This window comes from Ochrobactrum sp. Marseille-Q0166 (genome assembly GCF_014397025.1).
Taxonomy (GTDB): domain Bacteria; phylum Pseudomonadota; class Alphaproteobacteria; order Rhizobiales; family Rhizobiaceae; genus Brucella.
The window spans coordinates 199,498-218,719 of sequence record NZ_JACJUO010000003.1 but is presented as its reverse complement, the minus strand read 5'-3'; the positions used below and the strand labels follow the sequence as shown (position 1 = coordinate 218,719).

Genomic DNA, 19,222 nt, shown 5'->3' with positions numbered 1-19,222 from the left:
CCGGAATTCGGACGTGCCTATGCCAGCATTCGATTGGGAATACGACATCCGAGTATGATTTCGGATTGTCGTTTCCACTTTGGAACGTCTCCCATAGTTGGTCATGATCTGCGACTTCATTCAGCCATGATCAGCGATTGTGTGGCCATGCTAGTCAATCTGATCCAGTGGACCATAAATGTTTTCTGGTAACTGCCGTGCGCGTGGTGGAAGAATAATGGTGACACCCATATTGTGATGGCGAAGGGATCTACAAGTTTCACCACTATCGTAACCTCCATCGTCTGTGAAGACGGCGATAGGTAGGTCAATATGTTCAAGCAAATCTGTAAGCTGTCTGATGGCACTGCTGTTCTGATCGACAGGACTTCAGCGATGATTTCAGACGTATCAGCGTCCATCGCAAGGTGCAGTTCGCGGCATTCTCTGAGGGATTTTCTGCCATGTTTGTATGCAAACCACTGGCCTGCACGATAAATCTTCAATCCTGTACTATTGATAAGAAAGTGAATGGGTTCATCAGGTTCGGCTGTCTTGTGACGAACCAAAGCATTCGAAAGTGACAAGCTGACACAGGGCCTGATCAATGTAGTATGATCAGGGACAGTGAGGTCAAGGCCCATCAACTGTAGCAGTGACGTCATCAAGCCTTCTGTCTGACGTAAGGGTTGATGCCCCCCCCCACATCAAAGATGTTTCAATCGCCAGATTAGAACAGCGCGGCTGACCACCTCCTGTCATACGTCGCGGAGCCAAACATCCTGCAATCGCAGCTTCGCTGATCTAGAAAGTAAGCTGCCACGCTGACCCAAACCGGCTTAATAATCAGGCCAGTTCTCAATCGTGAAATTCTATCGCGGTATCCGGTAATAGTGAGCAGCCTTGTATTTGAAAAGCATGAGCGTAATTCAACACACGGAAATTCAACTGGTAAAGATTGCCCTGTAAGTACAGGAAACCCGAATGGGTGTCGATGCACCAACGCCGGGCCTTCACTTCAACGACGAACCTTTCCATCTAACACCAGTTCAACACCCTCGCAGCATAGGGGGGGGTGAACACTCCGGCTGAGAATCCGCATCAGCCAATCCAGAGGTGAGGGCACATCATGAAGCCCATTCAATCGGCACGACACTTGCAAAGGTTCACATCCATATATAATCCCATTTACAATCCTCACCACTTTCCATGCAATTTACTCACCTCATCCGATCACAGTGAGCTACTCCAAACCGCAACAGACATGCGACGCGAAATCGCAGACGTGAAGTCCCCGTAAGAGTAACAGTGCATGTTAAAGTCCGATTGCATCTGAGTTAAAGTAAACTATCATCCAAATTTAAAATTACATTTACGAATTAAAAGTGCATGATATTACAGTATAATTTATATTATATTTATCATTATTTTTCCCTTATTGTATCTTCTCCATCTGCTGATTGATAACGTATGATGGTAACAATTTATTACATTAATGGCGACACAATAGGTGACTTCCTGATTGATAAAACTCAAGGTGCTATGCGATCGTGTCGCGAGCATTTCTTAAGCCATGGAATAGCAGCGAAACACTTAGATGTTCACGATCCGGCTTATTATGCTTCAGCTGACGTCAGTCGGCTTCAATCTTTCAAGACCACATGGGTTGTTTCTGGTTGCCAACGGTCAAAGTCAACAAAACATTCTTTATATGGAATGCTGCCGATGGCGGCGGTATGCAACCGGTTCTTCAATGGGGCAATGGTACACTTGCTTATCAAATTGCTAATTGGGCGTATGTAGGTGGCTATTTTCATGGAGCCTATCTGCCTGTTTGCCCAGGGGACATTCTGGTTGGCGCCATCACCTATATTGACGGCTCTGGAACCAAGTGGTGCTTCCACCAATCATTCGCAGGATCATCGTTTCATTAAAAGGATTACCAAACACACATTAGCCTTAAAATCATTTCACGCATCAGCAACAAATGCAGGCATCGAAGTGGCTCAGATGATCCCAAGAAGCAATTCGCATATGACAATCGCTCGCCATTCGAAATGTTTGCCCAACTCGCAACATAAGCGTGTCCAGAGATAAGACTACTTCTAACCCATTAATTTTTTGCGACAGCGCCGCTAGAACGTCGGGTACTAGTCATTCAGCATAATCTGCTGTTGTTCAAAGATTTCCGTATCTTGTAGCGAAAAATGATTGCAAACAGAAAAGCTAGTTTTTCGCAGACGCGTTATTAGTGTGACTTTCGTTTTTACAGCCTAATTTAGAGTTTGGATAGGTGTCTTATGATAGGGCATTAGTGCATGCACTAACTCCTTTCAATATAAAACAAAGGACAAGGATATCTGGGCACCTTTATCGTCTACATAACCATTATCAGACGTTAGAAGACCCAAACATGGAGAGTAAGTTGCAAAAGAAAAAGCCCCCACAAACATCAGTCTGCGAAGGCTATTTCGTTTTTCTGTAGCAAGATACGAATCGCATTTCTCAGAATCGGCGTCAAGGGTCGTTGCGTTCAATTTGCTGGGCTGATTTCTTTTGCCTTTAGTAAGGCAAGAGTAAATGCAAATTCTAGGGAGTATCACATCTGCGTTGAGCAAACGAATGCTGAAGTGTGCCTGGTCTCAACCGACAGGTGAGGGCATTAGGAAATGGGGATTGTATGAGCATCTGGGTATCGCAAAGTCTGACTACGGCTTGAATGACAGCTGCCTGACTGTTCTGAATTCTCTGCTGTCCTTCCTTAGGGAGGATGTTATTGCTCTGTTGTCTGAGAAATTAGATGAAAGAATGCGAGCGCCAATGATCGGAAGCAAAACACAGTCATACCTGGTGCGAGCTGGGACGATGACAATGCTGCATCTCTGCTAAGAAAGTGGAATTTGGCTGACGCAATAAATGTATTCCAATCACATTTTCAGCGGTAATGGGAGTTTTATTACCTTCATTACAAAACATGGGGAGGACTCCATTCTTCAAGTCTACGAAGGTTTGGTAGTCCTGCCTGAATTTTAAGTATGATCGATACGGGTTTATTCATATAATGTTCCATAATCCATCTTATGCGATTAATTCCTATAACGGGGGTGGGTTCTAACTTGAAGTGCGACTTGCAAATGATAACAAAGAGTTATCCAATGCAAGGAACCTGTCATGGACCGTACCTATTCGCATATTGATTTGGATGAACGTCGCAGAATAGCACGCTGGCGCACTGCAAAGCTTTCCGTTGACGTTATTGCTGAGAAGCTTGGAAGGCATCGCTCGACGATTTTTCGTGAACTGAAACGCAATCAGTTTAACGATGACGAGATCAAGGATTTAAACGGCTATTATTGTACGATTGCTGACCAGAAATGCCGTGAGCGTCGCTCGAAGCAACGAAAACTTATTCGTTATGATCAGCTCCGGCAGTCCGTGATCCAGCACATCAGCGATGGGTGGTCACCGCAACAGATTGCCGGGAGAATGCGGTTGGAGCGGCATCCCGTTTCTGTCAGTCATGAAACGATCTATCAGTTTGTGTATTCCACCGACGGTCGAAAAAAAGAGCTTTGGAAATATCTGCCCGAACGCCGTGCCAAACGACGCCCACGTCATGCCCGACGTCATCAAGGACGCCGCTTTCCACCGGAATTGAGCATTCTTTATCGTCCAGACATGGTCGCCAGACGCAAGCAGTTCGGACACTGGGAATGCGACCTAATCCAGTTTCGCAAGAGGTTTGGCAAGGCCAATGTGACGTCTCTGGTTGAGCGGGTGAGCCGCTTTACGGTGTTGCTACGCAACAATGATCGTCAGTCAAGGCCGGTTATGGATGGGGTGATTAGGGTACTCCAGCCCCTGCCCCAAATGGCCCGCCGATCGATAACTTTTGATCGTGGTACCGAGTTTACAGAATGGTCCTATCTGCAGAATGGGATAGGGTCTCAAACATGGTTCTGTGATCCGCAGTCACCCTGGCAGAAAGGCACTGTTGAGAACTCCAATAGGCGCACAAGACGCTGGCTTCCCCGAGACTTTAATCCGCTCACCCTCAGTGATCGCGACCTCGCATTCATCTGTCATCGCCTCAACAATACACCGCGCAAATGTTTGGGGTACAAAACACCTGCAGAAGTCTTTCGGCAGAAACTCTTCGCAAACAGACATCGTTTTGCGTAAACTCAAACCGAAAAGTCGCGCTTCAGCCTGACCTCACAGGGGGTACATTCTACTTTTAAGCATAACATGCCAATGAATTCATGAAGTTAGCCATAGAGGGTGGAATGGGGCAAGGAGCTGGTTTTGTGATCCAAACCCACCATGGCAAAAAGGTGCGATTAATAACACCGATAAGCGGATCCGGCGCTATTTACCCAGTAATATGAATCTGGCGCGGGTTAGCCATGCTCAGTTGACCGCCCTCGCCCACAATCTCAATGCAACGCCGCGGAAGTATCTAGGATTTAAGACGCCAACCGAAGTTTTTGCTACACTTTTACAGGGAACTGCTTAATCAGATAACCTCATCAACGGCATGATGCACTTGGGGTAACTTTTCCACACGCCATTTGCCAATTTTAGAACGTGGCGTTAAAGAACAAAGTCAATAGCTGGAGCAAGTTTTGAAAATCATTGCAGTTGACTTTGAAACCGCAAATGAACAGCGGGGGAGCGCCTGTTCGGTTGGATTCGCATGGATTGAGAATGGCCATGTAACTCGCGTAGCCGAGCGATTAATCCGTCCCAAAGAGATGCGCTTTTCTTCTTTTAACATTGCTATTCACGGCATTCGTCCTGAACATGTTGAAGGTGCGGCTGAATTTCCGGAAGTCATGAGTGAATTCGCAAATGATTTTCAAGGCGCAACAATGATTGCGCATAATGCTTCGTTTGATTTCAGTGTCTGGCGTGCGTCTCTCGATCAGTATGGCGAAAACTACCCTGAATTTCAGTATCTCTGCTCCGTCAAAATCGCTCAAAAGATTTGGCCAAACCTGCCTTCACATAAATTAAATGTGTTGGCTAATCATCTTGGTTTGAGTTTCAAACATCACAACGCTGCGCAAGATGCTGCAATTTGCGCAGAAGCAACAATTGCGATGGCCCGTTCGTTGTGTGTTCAAAATATACTCGATATGCCAGCTCATATCGGCATGAGGCCTGGCCGTTTATTTACTGGCGGCTATGAACCATGCACATGTAGAAAGCAATAACTCGATGTCGATACGTGGGTGATTATCAATGCCAACAGAGCATATTACTATGAGATACTCGTTTGATCACTTCGCGAAAGAACCGTCATTGCCTGCAAAATGATGATCGCCGATGCAGCCCCCGGATCGATGTGGCCAAGCGAGCGTTCACGAAGACGCGCGGCACGCCCCTTGGTTGCTATCATGGATCGGGTCGTGTTGGCACCGGCTGTGGCGGCTGACACAACCTTTTCCCAGAATTCGCCCGCGCTTTGATTTTCATTCGCCGCCAGATGCGCGGCTTCGGCAGCAGGCAGCCAGGCATCAAGCATAGTCTTGTCGCCACGCTGTCCACGGCCTCGCTCACCAATGCCAACACCAATGGCCTCAATGATGATCGCGCAAGTGCTGAGATCGAGATCGTTAAGTCCTGCGGTTGCCTGCGCCGCGCGACGGAAACCGGTGGCATAGAGCGGCCCGGTCGATGCACCGACCGCATTAATGAATGCGGTTGCCGCGGTATTGAGAACCGTCGAAATATCGGCTTCATCGAGATTGAGCTTCGACAATTCGCTGCGCACAGCCTGAAAGCCCAGAGCCATTGTCGTTCCATGATCGCCGTCGCCGATTGCGCCGTCGAGTTCGGACAGTCGGTCACTTTCCAGTTCAAGCGATGCAGAAACAGCATCAAACATATGGGCTAGACGACGAGCCGCGGTTTCCGACATGGATTTCCTCCTCAAGCCTTATAACTGCAACGGGCGTCGCTCGTCATAAAGAGTATGCTAATTTACTTTCAGGCACAGTGAAACGATAGGACTCAAACACAGGCTTTAGCTGATTTTGAGGCTCGCTGTTTCACACGGATGCAGCAACAGGTCCGACAGCTCGTGATCAAGATGCATGACCGATATCGACGCTCCAACCATATCCAGGGACGTGCAATAATGTCCGATCCAGTTGGCCTCAATGTGAATATTCTTGGCTGCTAGTCGCTGCGCCACACGCCGATAGAGCACATAAAGTTCCATCAGCGGTGTCGCTCCGAATGAATTCACCAGCACAGCCACGCGATCACCCGGCACGGTCTTCATTTCGTTGAAAATCCGGTCCATGATACCATCAACGATTTCATCGGCCTGACGAATGCGATCACGCGATACACCCGGCTCACCGTGAATGCCAACACCGATTTCCATGTCCTCGGGACCAATTTCAAAATTATGCCGACCGGTTTGCGGCAATGAGCCCGGCTCAAGGGCTACACCGATTGTATAAGTCCGCGAATTGGCCTTGCGAGTAACGATCTCGCAGGCATCAAGCGACAACCCCTTGTCGCAGGCAGCCCCTGCTACTTTAAAGACAAAGAAATTGCCTGCAACGCCGCGGCGTCCGTCCTTGTCGTCGATTGGCGATGAGGCGATATCGTCGGTGGTCAGAACGGTCTTGATCCTGACGCCCTTTTCCTCGGCCATTTCAGCCGCCATCTCGAAGTTCATGACGTCGCCGGCATAATTGCCGTAGACGAAAAGAACGCCCTCGCCGCTGGAGGCCGCAAGCGCGCATTGCACAATCGGATCGGGTGGAGGTGATGAGAAGACATTGCCGACAGCAACAGCGTCTGCCAGTCCCTTGCCCACATAGCCCACAAAGCATGGCTCATGACCGGCACCGCCGCCAATGACCAGCCCAACCTTGCCGGCGCGCGGACCATCGCGTGCAACCAAGGTCCGGTTGGATCCACCAATTGGCTGCAGGAATTTACCATGAGCCCGAACAATACCATCCAGCATTTCCTCAACTACTTCGTTGGGATTGTTGAGGAGCTTTTTTACCCGCACGCGAAAGGCTGCTGGCATCTGATTGGTCTTGGGCTTCTGCGAAAGACGCGCGTCAAGATCAATGACACCATCGGCGCGCAAAATACCGAGCCCGGTCGCAGCATCCGTCACCAGCACATTGATGAAACCACCGCGCAGCGCTGCCAGAAGTGCTGGCACCTTGTCGAAACCGCCTGCGACCGCAATGCGGGTATGAATCTGCCGCAACTTATCGAGCGAAATGCCAATTGTCCGCTCATCAAGAGGGCCTGCGACCGGCTTCCCACGCTCATCTATGAAACGGCCTGCCACAACTCCGACAGCACCGGCTGCTAGATATTGCTGCAGGGAAACCGATTCAAAAAAACCGCTGGTGTGAATGGTGGAATTGGACCGCAGCGACGAAACACCGAAAAGAATGCGATTGGCATTTTCAAGGGTGGCAAACTGTTCCTGAAGCAAAGGCTCTTCGAGCAACACATCCCGCGTCTGCTGCGAACGCACCACGGCAGGCGCCACAATGTTCACGCAGCGTGCCGAGACAGCTTCTGCAAGCGCTGCTGCACAACGTTCAGGCGTATAGGGGAACGACGCCGTGGTGCCGCCCGTCGCCTGCACGACAGTCATGTCTTGCAAGGAACCGATGGCGGTCTGCTCGCCGACCGACAGCACCGTCCGTCCCCAGGCAACCGCAAGCGTATCGCCGGATTTGAGAATCTTGTTAAGCGCATGTGCGCCCGCAACGCCGAGCCGATCAATCAGCGGACGGGCATTGTCATCATGCGGAATGATAAAGCAGTCGGTCAGGCCGAAATGACGCTTCAACTCCTGAGCCACAGACAGGGATTCCAGTCGTCCAGCCTCGAGAGAGATATTGACGATACCCTTATCGCGTGCTTCGGCCAAATAGCTGTTCACGGTTGCGCGCGAAATGCCCATCACATCGGCAATCTCGCTCTGCGTCAGGCCGTCTTCGTAATAAAGCCAGCAGGCCCAGACATAGGGATCATCGCCATAACGCATGGGAATCGTGATCGAATTCTCGCTTGCAACGGCCTTTGGCTTGCCGACCTTGCGCGTTGTGTTGGGCTTGAGCGTCATGCGATTTTCTGTTGCCTCTCTCCTGCGCAGCAAACATGAAAGCGTTCAAACGCAATTGCAACATAATGAAACGAATTTGGCGCCTGAACATGTGAACCCACACAGTTTTCAGACGCCAAACTCAAAATCCAGACAGTAAGCCTTACTTCAAACGGCTCTTTGCCTGTGCTGCAAGGTCAGTCAGAATCAGTGCGCACGATGTTGCACCTGCATCAAGGACGCCCAGCGAACGCTCACCGAGACGGCTTGCGCGACCGATCTTCGCCACGAGATTAAGTGTGGAGTCGCGACCGGCTTCAGCGGCCACCGACAAAGCGTCCAGACTTTCAGCAAAAGACTGCCCCTTGCCGTTTGCTTCGTCAAAAGCGTTGATTGCAGGGATCAGCGTGTCGAGCAGCGTCTTGTCACCAAGCTTTGCCGAACCGATCGACTGAATGCCTTCTAGTCCTGCATGAAGCATGGCGCTGAAAGCGCTCGCGTCAATATCGTCAACGCCTTCCAGCTTTTCTGCGAATTCGTTGAACATCACACCATAAAGCGGCCCCATCGAGCCACCAATTTCGGTCAACAGAACGGTTCCGAGCGTATCAAGACCTTCAGTAAGGGTTACGTCCTTGCCGCGCAGTCGTTCGGCTGCAAGGCCGAAACCCTTGGCCATGTTCACACCGTGGTCGCCATCGCCGATCTTGCCATCGATTTCGCTTAAGTAAGCTTTATTTTCGATAATCCGGTCTGCAAGCGAAAGAACGATCTCACCCGATCCGGCATTTTTGAATGTCTGCATGATATGCTTCTTTCTTACAAAACCGCAGTGCAGCGGGCTTCTACGTCCAGCAGAGCTTTCAGCTCATCATCCAAAGCCATAACTGTCAGGGTTGCGCCGACCATTTCGAGCGATGTGAAGTAGTTGCCGACATAGGTGCGATAAATCTTGAGGCCGCGTGCAGCTATTTCCTGCTCGATGGTATCGTTAAGGATATAAAGCTCATTGATCGGTGTCGCGCCAAGTCCGGAAACCAGAACCGCAACTTCAGTGCCTTCAGGAAGATTGTGATCGTCGAGCACAATCTTGCTCATGTCCCTGGCAACCTCGTCAGCACGCTTCAACGGCTCGACGCGAACGCCCGGCTCGCCATGATGGCCGATGCCAACTTCCATTGTGCCCGGCTCGATCTCAAAGTTCGGATGGCCAACAGCTGGCAGCGTACACGGGCCAAGGCCGACGCCGATCGAACGGCAATTGTCGATGGCTTTCTGTGCTGTTGCCTGTACTTCCTGAAGGCTTGCACCCGATGCAGCTTTTGCACCGCCAACCTTCCACATGAAGATTTCGCCGGCAACGCCGCGACGCTTTTCGCGCTCATCCGCAGGAGCGGAACAGACATCATCGTTGGCAACGACGGTCAGAACTTCAATACCGGCCTTGGCAGCAAGCTTGATCGCCATTTTGACGTTCATGTTGTCACCGGCATAGTTGCCATAAAGGCAGACGACACCCTTGCCACCATTGGCTTCACGCGCAGCATCGTAGAAGCTCTTGGCAGTCGGCGAGGAGAACAGTTCCCCAACGGCAACAGCATCAAGCAGGTTCTTGCCGGTATAGCCGATGAAGGCAGGCTCGTGACCCGAGCCACCACCGGTAATAACGCCAACTTTCCCCTCGATAGGTGCATCTTTAGCGACAACAACGCGAGGGTTTTCCGTAGAAAGCCGAACCAGATCTTTATGCGCCTTAATAAAACCCTTGACGGTATCTTCGACCACTTCATCCGGGTTATTGATAAATCTTTGCATTTTGCACCTATCGAAGGCGAGAGATGAGTTCCCGCTCTATATTTTTAAAGCCGTATTTTCGGCCCCGAACAATCGTCAGGACGTGTCAGAACTGGTCGCTTTGTTAAAGAATTGTGTAGCCACCATCAATCAGAAGGTCGGCACCATTTATCATGTTCGCACCGCTTGACGCCAGAAAGACTGCGGCAGCTGCAATTTCTTCCGGAAATGCGAAGCGTCCAGTTGGAATGCGCTTCTTCGCAGCTTCGCCCTTTTCGCCGCTCCAGGCCTTCTTGCCCAGTTCCGTGAGAACAATCGTTGGCGAGATCGTGTTGACGGTGATGCCGTATTTACCCCATTCCGCAGCAAAGGTTTTCGACATGCCGATGACGCCGAACTTCGATGCGCAATAAGCAACATGATCTTCAATCGCCACGGTACCGGCCTGCGAAGCGAGATTGACAATCTTGCCGCCTTTATTTGCTGCGATCATCGCGCGGCCTACTTCCTGTGTGACGAGAAAACTGCCCTTGAGGTTGATTGCAATCGTGCGATCCCAATCGGAAATGGTCAGATCTTCGGCGGGTGCGAGGAAAACTACGCCGGCGCTGTTTACAGCAATATCTATCTGTCTGAATGCCTCGACCACGCCGGATACCGCAGCCTTCACCGAAGCCGGATCAGATACGTCGCAGACGAAAGGCTTTGCACCGTCTCCAAGCGCTTCTGCCTTGGCACGCGCCTGATCAGCATTAATATCAAGCACAGCAACCTTTGCACCCTTGGCAGCGAAGGCTTCAGCAACAGCCGCGCCAATACCGGAAGCAGCACCAGTTACCAGAGCAACTTTACCGTTAAGCGGGAAGTTCAGGTCGATTTGAGGGGATTGGTCGGACATGGTTTGATCCTCGGTGTTGAGGGTAGCGGACTGTTTGGGTTGCGGAATGAGCCGGGGTGGCTCATCCCGCAGTTCTCTATTACTTGCGTGCTTCGAGCAGCTTGTCGACATTGTCGGCTGTTACTGGCGTCCAAGGAACATTGTATTCCTTGTCCTTACCGTCGTTGAACGGCATGTCAGGATACTGCGCCCAGATATCGGATTCTGGCTTGTAGTCGCCCTTCTTCGCATGGAAGATTGCGAGGTCCATTGCACCCTGCGCCTGAGCGCGTGCATCCTGCAGGATCGAAGTCATGGTGCCAGCCTTAACTGCGTTAAGTGCATCGGTCACACCGTCTATACCCGCGATAGCAAAGTCATCAACCTTGAGACCTGCCGACTTGATGGCTTCAATTGCGCCAAGAGCCATTTCGTCGTTCTGGCCGATTACGCCGTTGATTTCACCCTTATGTGAAGTCAGCCAGTTTTCCATCAGTGTCTGTGCTTCAGCGCGCGACCAATTTGCCGTCTGCTGTTCAAGAACTTTGACGTCCGGGCATTCAGCAAGCGCTTTCTTGTTGCCTTCGAGTCGCGAAACCTGCGCCGATTGACCAATCGGGCCTTCGATGATGACGACATTACCCTTGCAGCCAATCTTATCGAGAACGGCTTTGGCTTCCATATATCCAGATACCGCATCGTCCGAACCAACATAGGCAGCCAGAAGATCGGAGTTCACACGGGTGTTGGAACCAACAACCGGAATATTTGCATCGACCGCGGCCTGGACGGCGGTGGCGCCGGCTTCAACATCGATAGGCGCAAAAATGATTGCGTCAAACTTCTGTGTGATCATGTTATTGAACTGTTCCTGCTGAACGAGCGCGTCATAACGACCGTCGAAAACCGTCAGCGAAACTTCCCCGCTCTTCACGGCTGGGTGTTCTTTCAGCGCTTCAGACCAGATCTGCATGAATTCAGCATTCAAGCCGTAAGGGGCTGCACCAATCTTCAGCTTTTCCTGAGCATTTGCAGCGCCTGCGAGCAGAGCCGTAGCCGATGCTAGGGCAATCAGCAGTTTCTTCATTGGTATTCTCCTCCACAATATCCGCAATGATTGAATGTGCGGCTTTGGTTGCGCCATGAACTGGCAATTAGAAATTCTGGTTATCAGGCGCTCTGGTTGCGTTTCTGATCAAGCATGACTGCACCGACGATCAACGCGCCTTTGAGAACCTGCTGGTAGTAAGATTCCATACCCATCAGATCGAGACCATTGTTCATGACGCCAATAATGAGCGCGCCAATCAACGTGCCGGTTACGCGACCGACACCACCTGCAAGACTGGTGCCGCCGATAACAACCGCGGCAATTGCATCGAGTTCGTAAGCAATACCGGCCTGTGGCAGTGCGGAGCCGGTGCGGGCAGCAAGCATCATGCCTGCAAGGCCGGAAAGTGCACCGGAGATGACATAAACAGAGAAGCGAACGCGGGTGACATTGATACCCGATGTCTTTGCTGCATGGGGGTTGCCGCCAACAGCATAGACATAACGGCCAAAGCGCGTGCGGGTGAGAACCCACCAGGCGGCAATGAAGACAATCGCCAGAATAAGGACAGGCATTGGAATACCCATGATTTTGGCGGTGCCGATCCAGCGGAAATCCGGGATCAGTGCAGGCACAGGCTTACCACCACCATAAATAAGCGTCATGCCGCGTGCAGCCGACAGCATGCCGAGCGTTGCAACAAATGCAGGCACCGAGAAACGCGAAACAATCCAGCCGACCAGTGCGCCGCAGGCACAACCAACTGCAAGCCCGGCAGCTATGGCGACGATTGCCGGATAAGGCCCCCCCGCAACACCAGCCGTTGCTGAAGTGGTTGCAAGACTGGCTGCAACAATACCTGTAAGTGCCGCAACAGAGCCGACAGAAAGGTCGATGCCGCGCGTCAGAATGACAAAGGTCATGCCGATTGCCAGGACACCGTTGATCGAGGTCTGAAGGAGAACGTTTGAAATATTACCCGTTGTCAGGAAGTATGGATTTGACACCGACAGAATGAAGACCAGAAGCAGGAAGGCCAGGAAAATGCCGTATTCCTGAATGATCAACCGGCGCTTTTCAGAAGCGAACCAGCTGGTCGATTGTGTGTTTTCGTTGTTGCTCACGTTTTCCAGCCTCTCCCAGCCTGCCAGTGTCAGGCCTAATTCTCGATCTTGCGTTCAGAGTGACGTCCGTTATCAGGTGGACAAATGCACCAGCTTTTGTGCGTCAGTGTCGGCCCTGTCATAAACGCCCGCTGACTTGCCCTGCCGCATCACGAGGATGCGGTCCGACATGCCCAGAACCTCGTCGATTTCAGATGAAATCATCACGACGGTTCCGCCTGACGCAGTGAATTCGCAGATGATGCGATAGATTTCCCGCTTCGCGCCCACATCCACACCGCGTGTCGGCTCATCGAGCAACAACAGTCGCGGGTTGCGTAGAAACCATTTGCCCAGCACAACTTTCTGCTGGTTGCCGCCCGAAAGACCGGAAACCGGCATCGTGTCGCGTGCAGCCTTGATGCCGAAATGCGCGATCATCTTGGCACTCGCTTCAGCTTCTTCGCGCTGCCGCATGGCAAATGCGGGGCTCATTTCAGGAAGACTGGCAAGGCAGATATTGGCGCGCACGCTGTCTGTGAGATTAAGCCCCGTCAGCTTGCGGTCTTCGGTCACAAAGGCAATGCCTTCAGCCATTGCATCAGCAGGCTTGCCCACTTTGAGCGCACGGCCCTCAAGTCGGATCTCGCCCTTGCTTGCCTTGTCGAGACCGAAGATGCAGTTGAAGATTTCGGAACGACCCGAACCCATCAGGCCGTAAATACCAAAGATTTCACCCTTGCGGACCGAGAAGGAAATATCTTCGATCTTGCCAGGAAGGGAGAGATCGGAAACCTCGAAGCCAATATGATCGGTCGGCTCGTTGGTCTTGATGAATTCTTCGCCAAGCTCACGCCCAACGATGAGACGGATCAGTTCGGGACGGTCGATATCGCTCAACGCGCCCGAACCGACATAACCGCCGTCGCGGAAAACCGTATAAGAATCTGCAATCTGGAAAATCTCGGACAGACGATGCGAGACATAGACAATGCCCTTGCCTTCAGCCTTGAGACGCTCGACCGCCTTGAACAGATGTTGCGCTTCCTTTTCACCGATGGCCGATGTCGGCTCATCCATGAAGATCACATCGGCATTGTGACTGAACGCCTTGGCGATTTCCACGAGCTGCATCTGTGCAACCGACAACTGGCTCATCACCTGAGTCGCGCGAATATCAAACTCCAGACGATCCAGAAGCGCCTGCGCTTCACTGTTCATCTTCTTGAAATCAATACCGCCAAATCGCGTCGAAGGTTCGCGACCGAGAAAGATATTCTCTGCAACACTCATATGCGGAACAGGGCTCAGCTCCTGCTCTATAATCGCGATGCCGGATTTAAGCGCTTCCGCAGGGGTCGAATATTTAACTTCCTTGCCCCGCAGCCAGATTGTGCCGCCGTCGCGCTGCTGGATGCCCATCAAAATGGAGAGGAATGTGGATTTGCCGGCGCCATTGCCGCCACAGAGCGCGTGGACGGAACCTGCACGCAATTCCAGCTGGCCATTGCGAAGTGCCGCAACACCGCCGAACGATTTTTTCAGGTTCTCAACTTTCAATAGCGTCTGCACGGTATCCTCCTTCACCACGCACGACAAAAATCATCAATTGATCGACAAATGTCAATATACGTATTTTACATTTGTCGATCTTTATACGTCTTTTGTAAATAATCGTATTCTTGCGTGCCTTCAGAAGAGGGCAATAACGCTAGGAAGGTTTGACTTGTTGAGGCATATAAATGCAGCTGCTAGGCGGCGTTTGGGAATGGCGCAAGAATTCAAATTCAAAACTGCTGAACAGAAGAATCTCCTTCGAATCATTGGCCGACTACATTGATTTTATTGCTTTCTTGCCAATCATCGCGTGACGGAGCTTCGACGAGAACCAGTCGATAACAGCGACAGCGATCAGGATCATAATGATCAGGAAGGAAACGTCCTGAAGATTGAGAACCTTGATCTGCTCAGCCAGATGCGCGCCGATGCCGCCTGCTCCCACGATACCGATGATGGTTGCCGAACGGGTGTTTGACTCAAAGAAGTAAAGCACCTGACTGCCGATCAGCGGCAGAACCTGCGGCAACACGCCGAAGCGATAGCCGTGCAGTTTGCTCCCGCCTGATGAGACAACGCCCTCGACCGGCTTCTTGTCAGCGCCTTCTATGGCTTCCGAGAACAACTTGCCAAATGCCCCGAAGTCCGAGCAGGCAATTGCGAGAATACCGGCAAACGGTCCGAGACCCACAACCGACACCCAGATCAGTGCCCAGATCAGCGTATCGACGCCACGAATGGTATCGAGGAAGCGGCGGATGCCAAAATGCAGGAACACATTCGGGATGATGTTCTTGGCAGCCAGAAAGCCGAATGGGAACGCAAGAATTGCCGCGAGCAATGTGCCGAGATAGGCGATTGCCAGCGTTTCCATCATCGACCACACATAAAGGCTGAAACGCCCACCGGACGATGGCGGCATCATCATAAGCGTGAAATCGCCGAGGCGACCGAGGCCATTGAGAATGCGCAGCAGCGAAAAATCGAGCCAGTAGAAAGCGAACCAGACGGAAGCAATCAAAGCTCCGGTTAAAATCGCCAGATTTCGCCAGGCACGCGCGTTTCCGAACAATTCGGCATGCTCTGCCCGAAGTTCCTTTTCATGCGCGTGCGCCTCACGGGAGAGACTTTGTGCAATATCGGTCATAATTCTCTCTTTTGTTTGAGCATGATCTTTTCCGAAAACCGGTTCCCACTTTTCGGGATCACACTCCTCAACCAATACGGCCCAGAAGCGAATGGCGAATACGCTGTGTAATGAGATCGATGGCAACAATGGTCACGATAATCAAAAGCAGAATGGCGCTAACATCGCTGTAATAGAACTGGCGGATCGAAGTCAGTAGTTCCTGCCCGATACCGCCCGCACCCACAAAACCCATAACGGAAGCACCGCGCAGATTGATTTCAAAGCGCAGAAGGCCATAGGACGCAAAATTTGCCGCCACTTGTGGAAGCACGGCAAAGCGGATGACCTGAAAGCCGGAACCACCCGATGCACGAATGCCCTCCACCGGACGCATATCGATGTTCTCAACAACTTCCGAAAACAATTTGCCCAGCGCTCCTGTTGTATGAAGCATCAGCGCCAGCACACCGGCCATCGGTCCAAGACCGAAAGCGATAACAAAAAGCAGCGCGAAAACGATTTCAGGAACCGTACGCAGCAGCTCCAACCCGCGACGAACGACGAAACGCACTGTCGAATTGGGAGCCATGTTGGATGACGCCGCAAATGACGCCGCAAAAGCGATGATGCCGCCGATCAAGGTTGCCAGATAGGCAATCAGTAACGTCTCAAACAGCATCTTGAGCCAGCCGCCAAGGTTCCAGTACCAGGCGGCGAGATCACCGCGGAAATTGGCAATCGTCAGCTCCGGCAAGATGCGACCAAGATAGCTTGTAAAGCGGAAGAGATTTTCGACCAGCGTGCCCGGCCGAACATCGGCAACGACGGACGCAGCAATGGCAACAACGACAAGCGCAAGGAGGAGCGCGATACCGTAGAGACGCCGTTTGCCGACGTCTCTTCGATAATCGGCAAGCAGGCTTTTTGCTCCGTTGCCGTCGAGTGAGGATACCGTCATGCGAGCTTCCTTTAATCAGGTATGACCTGTCTGATCGGAGCAGGATCAGAAATCAGTCCAGTGGACTGATTTCCCTCCGAAGGCGGTTCCGACTTTTCGTGATCATGCTCTAAAAAAATGCCCGGAACGGGTTACGTTCCGGGCATCTTAATTGTTCTACGGATTAAGACTTGCGAGCCTTGTCGTTGAACTTAAGCATCTCGATGATTGGCTCATATTCCTTGGCTTCGGTCGCTACGAATTCCTTATCCTTGCCGTCGGAAAGAGCGTCAAAGCCAGCCTTGTCCTTGGTTGGCATGTCGAGGAAAGCCTGCTTGATATCGGCCTTTAGCTGATCTGGCAGGGTGCTGAGAACCGCAAATGGGCCTTCTGGAAGGAAGTCCGACTTGAAGATGATGCGGAAATCATCCTTCGTCATTGCCTTGCCGTTTGCGTCCTTCAGAACGCCACGGCTGACCATGCGGGTCAGGTTGGAATCGTCTTCAGAATTCCAGGAGTTTGCAGCAGCATCTGCGGTACCCTGTGCGAGAGCGAGAACTGCGTTTTCGTGACTGCCAGCAAAGAAGTTCTTACCAAAGAACGTATCGACGCTATAGCCATCGCGGTTCAAGAAGAAGCGTGGCGCGTTGTTGCCCGATGTCGAATTAGGATCTACGAGCGCGATCGCTTTGCCCTTCAGATCATCCATCTTCTGGTATGGGCTGTCAGCGCGAACATAAACAACCGAATAATAGCCGTTTACCCCGGTGTTGTGACGCTGGTTGACGAGCGGAGTGGTTTCAACACCGGTCATCACAGCGCGGGCATAGGAAGCCGGGCCATAGAATGCGATCTGAATGTTGCCGGCGCGCTGACCTTCGATAACAGCCGCATAGTCGTTAGCAACGCGCAGCGTAACCTTCGTGCCGAGTTCCTTGCCGAGATAAGCTGCCAGAGGTGCATAACGGTCGGAAGTGGTCGAAGCGTTTTCAGCTGGGATCACGCCCAGAACGATTTCTGGATAATCCTTGCTCCAGTCTGCAGCCTGTGCAGTGGAAACCATAATCGGCATGGTCAGCGTAGCGGAAAGTGCAGCCGCCACCAGAAAGTTTCTACGGTTAAGCATAGGTATCTCCTGTTAATCCCTGATTTTGGAGCGTAATTTTTTCCAGAGCTTTGTGCGCTCAGGCGGAAAGCTGGCGCAGAACGGCTTCCGCCGACTGAGGAACCGGCATTGTCATTGGCAGTGTTTCAGTCAGTTCATCGGCATCGATGACGTCATCGGCTTCCATGCCGTAAAGATCGCGTGATGCCATATCGGTCAGCATCGACGGTGTGCCGCGGAATACGATCTTGCCGGCAGACATGCCGACGAGGCGGTCGCAATAGCTGCGCGCGATATCGAGCGAGTGCAGATTGCAGAGAACCGTGATGCCATATTCGCGATTGATGCGACGCAGAGCGTCCATGACGCTGCGGGTATTGCGCGGATCGAGCGATGCAATCGGCTCGTCGGCGAGAATGATGCGCGGCTGCTGAACAAGCGCACGGGCAATGGCTACACGCTGCTGCTGACCACCCGAAAGCTCATCAGCGCGATGCGCTGCAAGATGGCCAATATCGAACTGCTGCAAGGCGGACAGAGCGATCAGACGCTCTTCATCGCTCCAGATGCGCAGAAGCGACTTAGGCGTTGAAACATAGTTTAGACGCCCCATGAGAACATTGGTCAGAACATCAAGACGATCAACCAGATTGAAGTGCTGGAAAATCATCGCACATTGTGCGCGCCAATCGCGCAATCCTGAACCCTTGAGCCCGGTAATGTCGCGACCATCCCAGTGAATTGTTCCCTCGGACGGTTCGACCAGACGATTGATCATGCGCAGCAGCGTCGACTTTCCCGCGCCCGAGCGACCAATAATTCCGACAAACGCGCCCGGCTCGATCTCAAGGTCAACACTCGAAACCGCCACCTTATCATTATAGCGGCGCGTTACGTTTTTTAGTTGAAGCATGAACTCGTCTCCATTCATGCTCACTATTGATCCGTTCAATGACACTGCAATGAACGGACCATGACGTTTGTGTAAACTTACTCTCCGTCTCAAACCCTTAATTTAGCGCGTGGATTTTGTACTCATTTCTTGCAGGTGACGCAGAAAGGCATCCGTTGAAGCAGCGACTTCACCCGAATTGTCTATTACGATGACATCATTGGCACCGTCATCGAAGCTCACTTCGCGCTTAAGTCGCAAAGCGATTTCTTCTCGACTTTCACGGCCGCGCGATGCAAGCCGCTCTGCAAGCACCTCCGGCCTTGCCGAGATGACAACCACGGAGCGTTCCGAATAAAGCCTGCGGATATCGCCAAGCACACGCCGCGACACATTGGCAATCACGACGATACCGTCGGCGATTTCATCATCAAGCGATTTCGGCAATCCATAGCTCAGGCCATGCGCCTGCCAGTGCAGGGCGAAAGCACCCTCGCCTGCGGCTTTCGTAAAAGCTGTTTCATCCAGACTGTCGTGATCTTCCGTGCCCGGCATTTGCGGACGTGTGATGATCCGGCGCACAAAATGAAACCGCGTGTCGCCCGCAAGAGCCACACGCGCTGCATCCATAATCGTGTCCTTGCCAGCCCCGCTGGGGCCGACAACGGCAATGAAGCAGCCTTTCGGCGTATCGGATTGCATC

16 protein-coding genes and 2 pseudogenes are annotated in these 19,222 nt (G+C 51.9%); 4 read left to right on the top strand and 14 right to left on the bottom strand.

Annotated features, from left to right (window positions below; translation table 11 throughout):
- Positions 1-116 precede the first annotated feature (116 nt).
- Positions 117-659: pseudogene (locus H5024_RS19545) on the bottom strand (transposase); the annotation flags it as partial.
- 996 nt (positions 660-1,655) lie between these two features.
- Between H5024_RS19545 and H5024_RS19540 the strand changes: the two are divergent.
- The 4 genes and pseudogenes from H5024_RS19540 to H5024_RS19525 all read left to right on the top strand — a co-directional run bounded on the left by H5024_RS19540 (position 1,656) and on the right by H5024_RS19525 (position 5,195).
- Positions 1,656-1,913, top strand: a complete 258-nt coding sequence (locus H5024_RS19540; protein ID WP_187549156.1) for a hypothetical protein — start codon at positions 1,656-1,658, stop codon at positions 1,911-1,913.
- A pseudogene (locus tag H5024_RS19535) lies at positions 1,894-2,060 on the top strand (IS6 family transposase); the annotation flags it as partial. The gene H5024_RS19540 and the pseudogene H5024_RS19535, both read left to right, overlap by 20 nt.
- A gap of 1,090 nt (positions 2,061-3,150) precedes the next feature.
- Positions 3,151-4,161, top strand: a complete 1,011-nt coding sequence (locus tag H5024_RS19530; RefSeq protein ID WP_187548072.1) for an IS30 family transposase — start codon at positions 3,151-3,153, stop codon at positions 4,159-4,161.
- A 443-nt stretch (positions 4,162-4,604) separates the two neighbouring features.
- The gene (locus H5024_RS19525) at positions 4,605-5,195 is read left to right on the top strand and encodes a 3'-5' exonuclease (protein WP_187548873.1); all 591 of its coding nucleotides are present in this window, start codon (positions 4,605-4,607) and stop codon (positions 5,193-5,195) included.
- A gap of 47 nt (positions 5,196-5,242) precedes the next feature.
- On the opposite strand, the gene dhaL (H5024_RS19520) is transcribed toward H5024_RS19525, so the two are convergent.
- From dhaL (H5024_RS19520) to phnN, 13 genes are all read right to left on the bottom strand, one after another.
- Positions 5,243-5,902: a dihydroxyacetone kinase subunit DhaL gene (gene dhaL, locus H5024_RS19520; protein WP_187548872.1), complete on the bottom strand. Its 660-nt coding sequence runs from the start codon at positions 5,900-5,902 to the stop codon at positions 5,243-5,245.
- 105 nt (positions 5,903-6,007) lie between these two features.
- The gene (locus H5024_RS19515) at positions 6,008-8,095 is read right to left on the bottom strand and encodes a bifunctional sugar-binding transcriptional regulator/dihydroxyacetone kinase subunit DhaK (RefSeq protein WP_187548871.1); all 2,088 of its coding nucleotides are present in this window, start codon (positions 8,093-8,095) and stop codon (positions 6,008-6,010) included.
- A gap of 142 nt (positions 8,096-8,237) precedes the next feature.
- On the bottom strand, positions 8,238-8,879 hold the full coding sequence (gene dhaL, locus H5024_RS19510; RefSeq protein WP_187548870.1) for a dihydroxyacetone kinase subunit DhaL: 642 nt from the start codon (positions 8,877-8,879) through the stop codon (positions 8,238-8,240).
- Positions 8,880-8,893: 14 nt separating this feature from the next.
- Complete coding sequence (locus H5024_RS19505) at positions 8,894-9,889, bottom strand: dihydroxyacetone kinase subunit DhaK (RefSeq protein WP_187548869.1); 996 nt, start codon at positions 9,887-9,889, stop codon at positions 8,894-8,896.
- A gap of 103 nt (positions 9,890-9,992) precedes the next feature.
- Positions 9,993-10,766 (bottom strand): SDR family oxidoreductase, encoded by a 774-nt coding sequence (locus H5024_RS19500; RefSeq protein WP_187548868.1) that lies wholly within the window; start codon positions 10,764-10,766, stop codon positions 9,993-9,995.
- Between the two features lie 79 nt (positions 10,767-10,845).
- Positions 10,846-11,832, bottom strand: a complete 987-nt coding sequence (locus tag H5024_RS19495) for a substrate-binding domain-containing protein (RefSeq protein WP_187548867.1) — start codon at positions 11,830-11,832, stop codon at positions 10,846-10,848.
- An 83-nt stretch (positions 11,833-11,915) separates the two neighbouring features.
- Positions 11,916-12,920 carry an ABC transporter permease gene (locus tag H5024_RS19490; protein ID WP_187548866.1) on the bottom strand — a complete coding sequence of 335 codons (1,005 nt, stop codon included), beginning with the start codon at positions 12,918-12,920 and terminating at the stop codon, positions 11,916-11,918.
- Between the two features lie 72 nt (positions 12,921-12,992).
- Positions 12,993-14,471, bottom strand: a complete 1,479-nt coding sequence (locus H5024_RS19485) for a sugar ABC transporter ATP-binding protein (RefSeq protein ID WP_187548865.1) — start codon at positions 14,469-14,471, stop codon at positions 12,993-12,995.
- Positions 14,472-14,730: 259 nt separating this feature from the next.
- A complete protein-coding gene (gene phnE, locus H5024_RS19480; protein ID WP_187548864.1) occupies positions 14,731-15,603 on the bottom strand; it encodes a phosphonate ABC transporter, permease protein PhnE in 873 nt (290 codons plus the stop codon).
- 67 nt (positions 15,604-15,670) lie between these two features.
- A complete protein-coding gene (phnE, locus tag H5024_RS19475) occupies positions 15,671-16,543 on the bottom strand; it encodes a phosphonate ABC transporter, permease protein PhnE (protein ID WP_187548863.1) in 873 nt (290 codons plus the stop codon).
- A 163-nt stretch (positions 16,544-16,706) separates the two neighbouring features.
- Positions 16,707-17,648 (bottom strand): phosphonate ABC transporter substrate-binding protein, encoded by a 942-nt coding sequence (phnD, locus tag H5024_RS19470; RefSeq protein WP_187548862.1) that lies wholly within the window; start codon positions 17,646-17,648, stop codon positions 16,707-16,709.
- Positions 17,649-17,706: 58 nt separating this feature from the next.
- Positions 17,707-18,540 (bottom strand): phosphonate ABC transporter ATP-binding protein, encoded by an 834-nt coding sequence (phnC, locus tag H5024_RS19465; protein ID WP_187548861.1) that lies wholly within the window; start codon positions 18,538-18,540, stop codon positions 17,707-17,709.
- 102 nt (positions 18,541-18,642) lie between these two features.
- A complete protein-coding gene (phnN, locus tag H5024_RS19460) occupies positions 18,643-19,221 on the bottom strand; it encodes a phosphonate metabolism protein/1,5-bisphosphokinase (PRPP-forming) PhnN (RefSeq protein WP_187549124.1) in 579 nt (192 codons plus the stop codon).
- Between the last annotated feature and the right edge of the window lies 1 nt (position 19,222).

Excerpts from the sequence above, each read along its gene's own strand:
- phnE (WP_187548863.1), bottom strand. The coding sequence starts at position 16,543 with ATGACGGTATCCTCACTCGACGGCAACGGAGCAAAAAGCCTGCTTGCC.
- phnN (WP_187549124.1), bottom strand. The coding sequence starts at position 19,221 with ATGCAATCCGATACGCCGAAAGGCTGCTTCATTGCCGTTGTCGGCCCC.
- H5024_RS19495 (WP_187548867.1), bottom strand. The coding sequence starts at position 11,832 with ATGAAGAAACTGCTGATTGCCCTAGCATCGGCTACGGCTCTGCTCGCA.
- phnE (WP_187548864.1), bottom strand. The coding sequence starts at position 15,603 with ATGACCGATATTGCACAAAGTCTCTCCCGTGAGGCGCACGCGCATGAA.
- H5024_RS19515 (WP_187548871.1), bottom strand. The coding sequence starts at position 8,095 with ATGACGCTCAAGCCCAACACAACGCGCAAGGTCGGCAAGCCAAAGGCC.
- dhaL (WP_187548870.1), bottom strand. The coding sequence starts at position 8,879 with ATGCAGACATTCAAAAATGCCGGATCGGGTGAGATCGTTCTTTCGCTT.
- H5024_RS19530 (WP_187548072.1), top strand. The coding sequence starts at position 3,151 with ATGGACCGTACCTATTCGCATATTGATTTGGATGAACGTCGCAGAATA.
- dhaL (WP_187548872.1), bottom strand. The coding sequence starts at position 5,902 with ATGTCGGAAACCGCGGCTCGTCGTCTAGCCCATATGTTTGATGCTGTT.
- H5024_RS19500 (WP_187548868.1), bottom strand. The coding sequence starts at position 10,766 with ATGTCCGACCAATCCCCTCAAATCGACCTGAACTTCCCGCTTAACGGT.
- phnC (WP_187548861.1), bottom strand. The coding sequence starts at position 18,540 with ATGCTTCAACTAAAAAACGTAACGCGCCGCTATAATGATAAGGTGGCG.
- H5024_RS19505 (WP_187548869.1), bottom strand. The coding sequence starts at position 9,889 with ATGCAAAGATTTATCAATAACCCGGATGAAGTGGTCGAAGATACCGTC.
- phnD (WP_187548862.1), bottom strand. The coding sequence starts at position 17,648 with ATGCTTAACCGTAGAAACTTTCTGGTGGCGGCTGCACTTTCCGCTACG.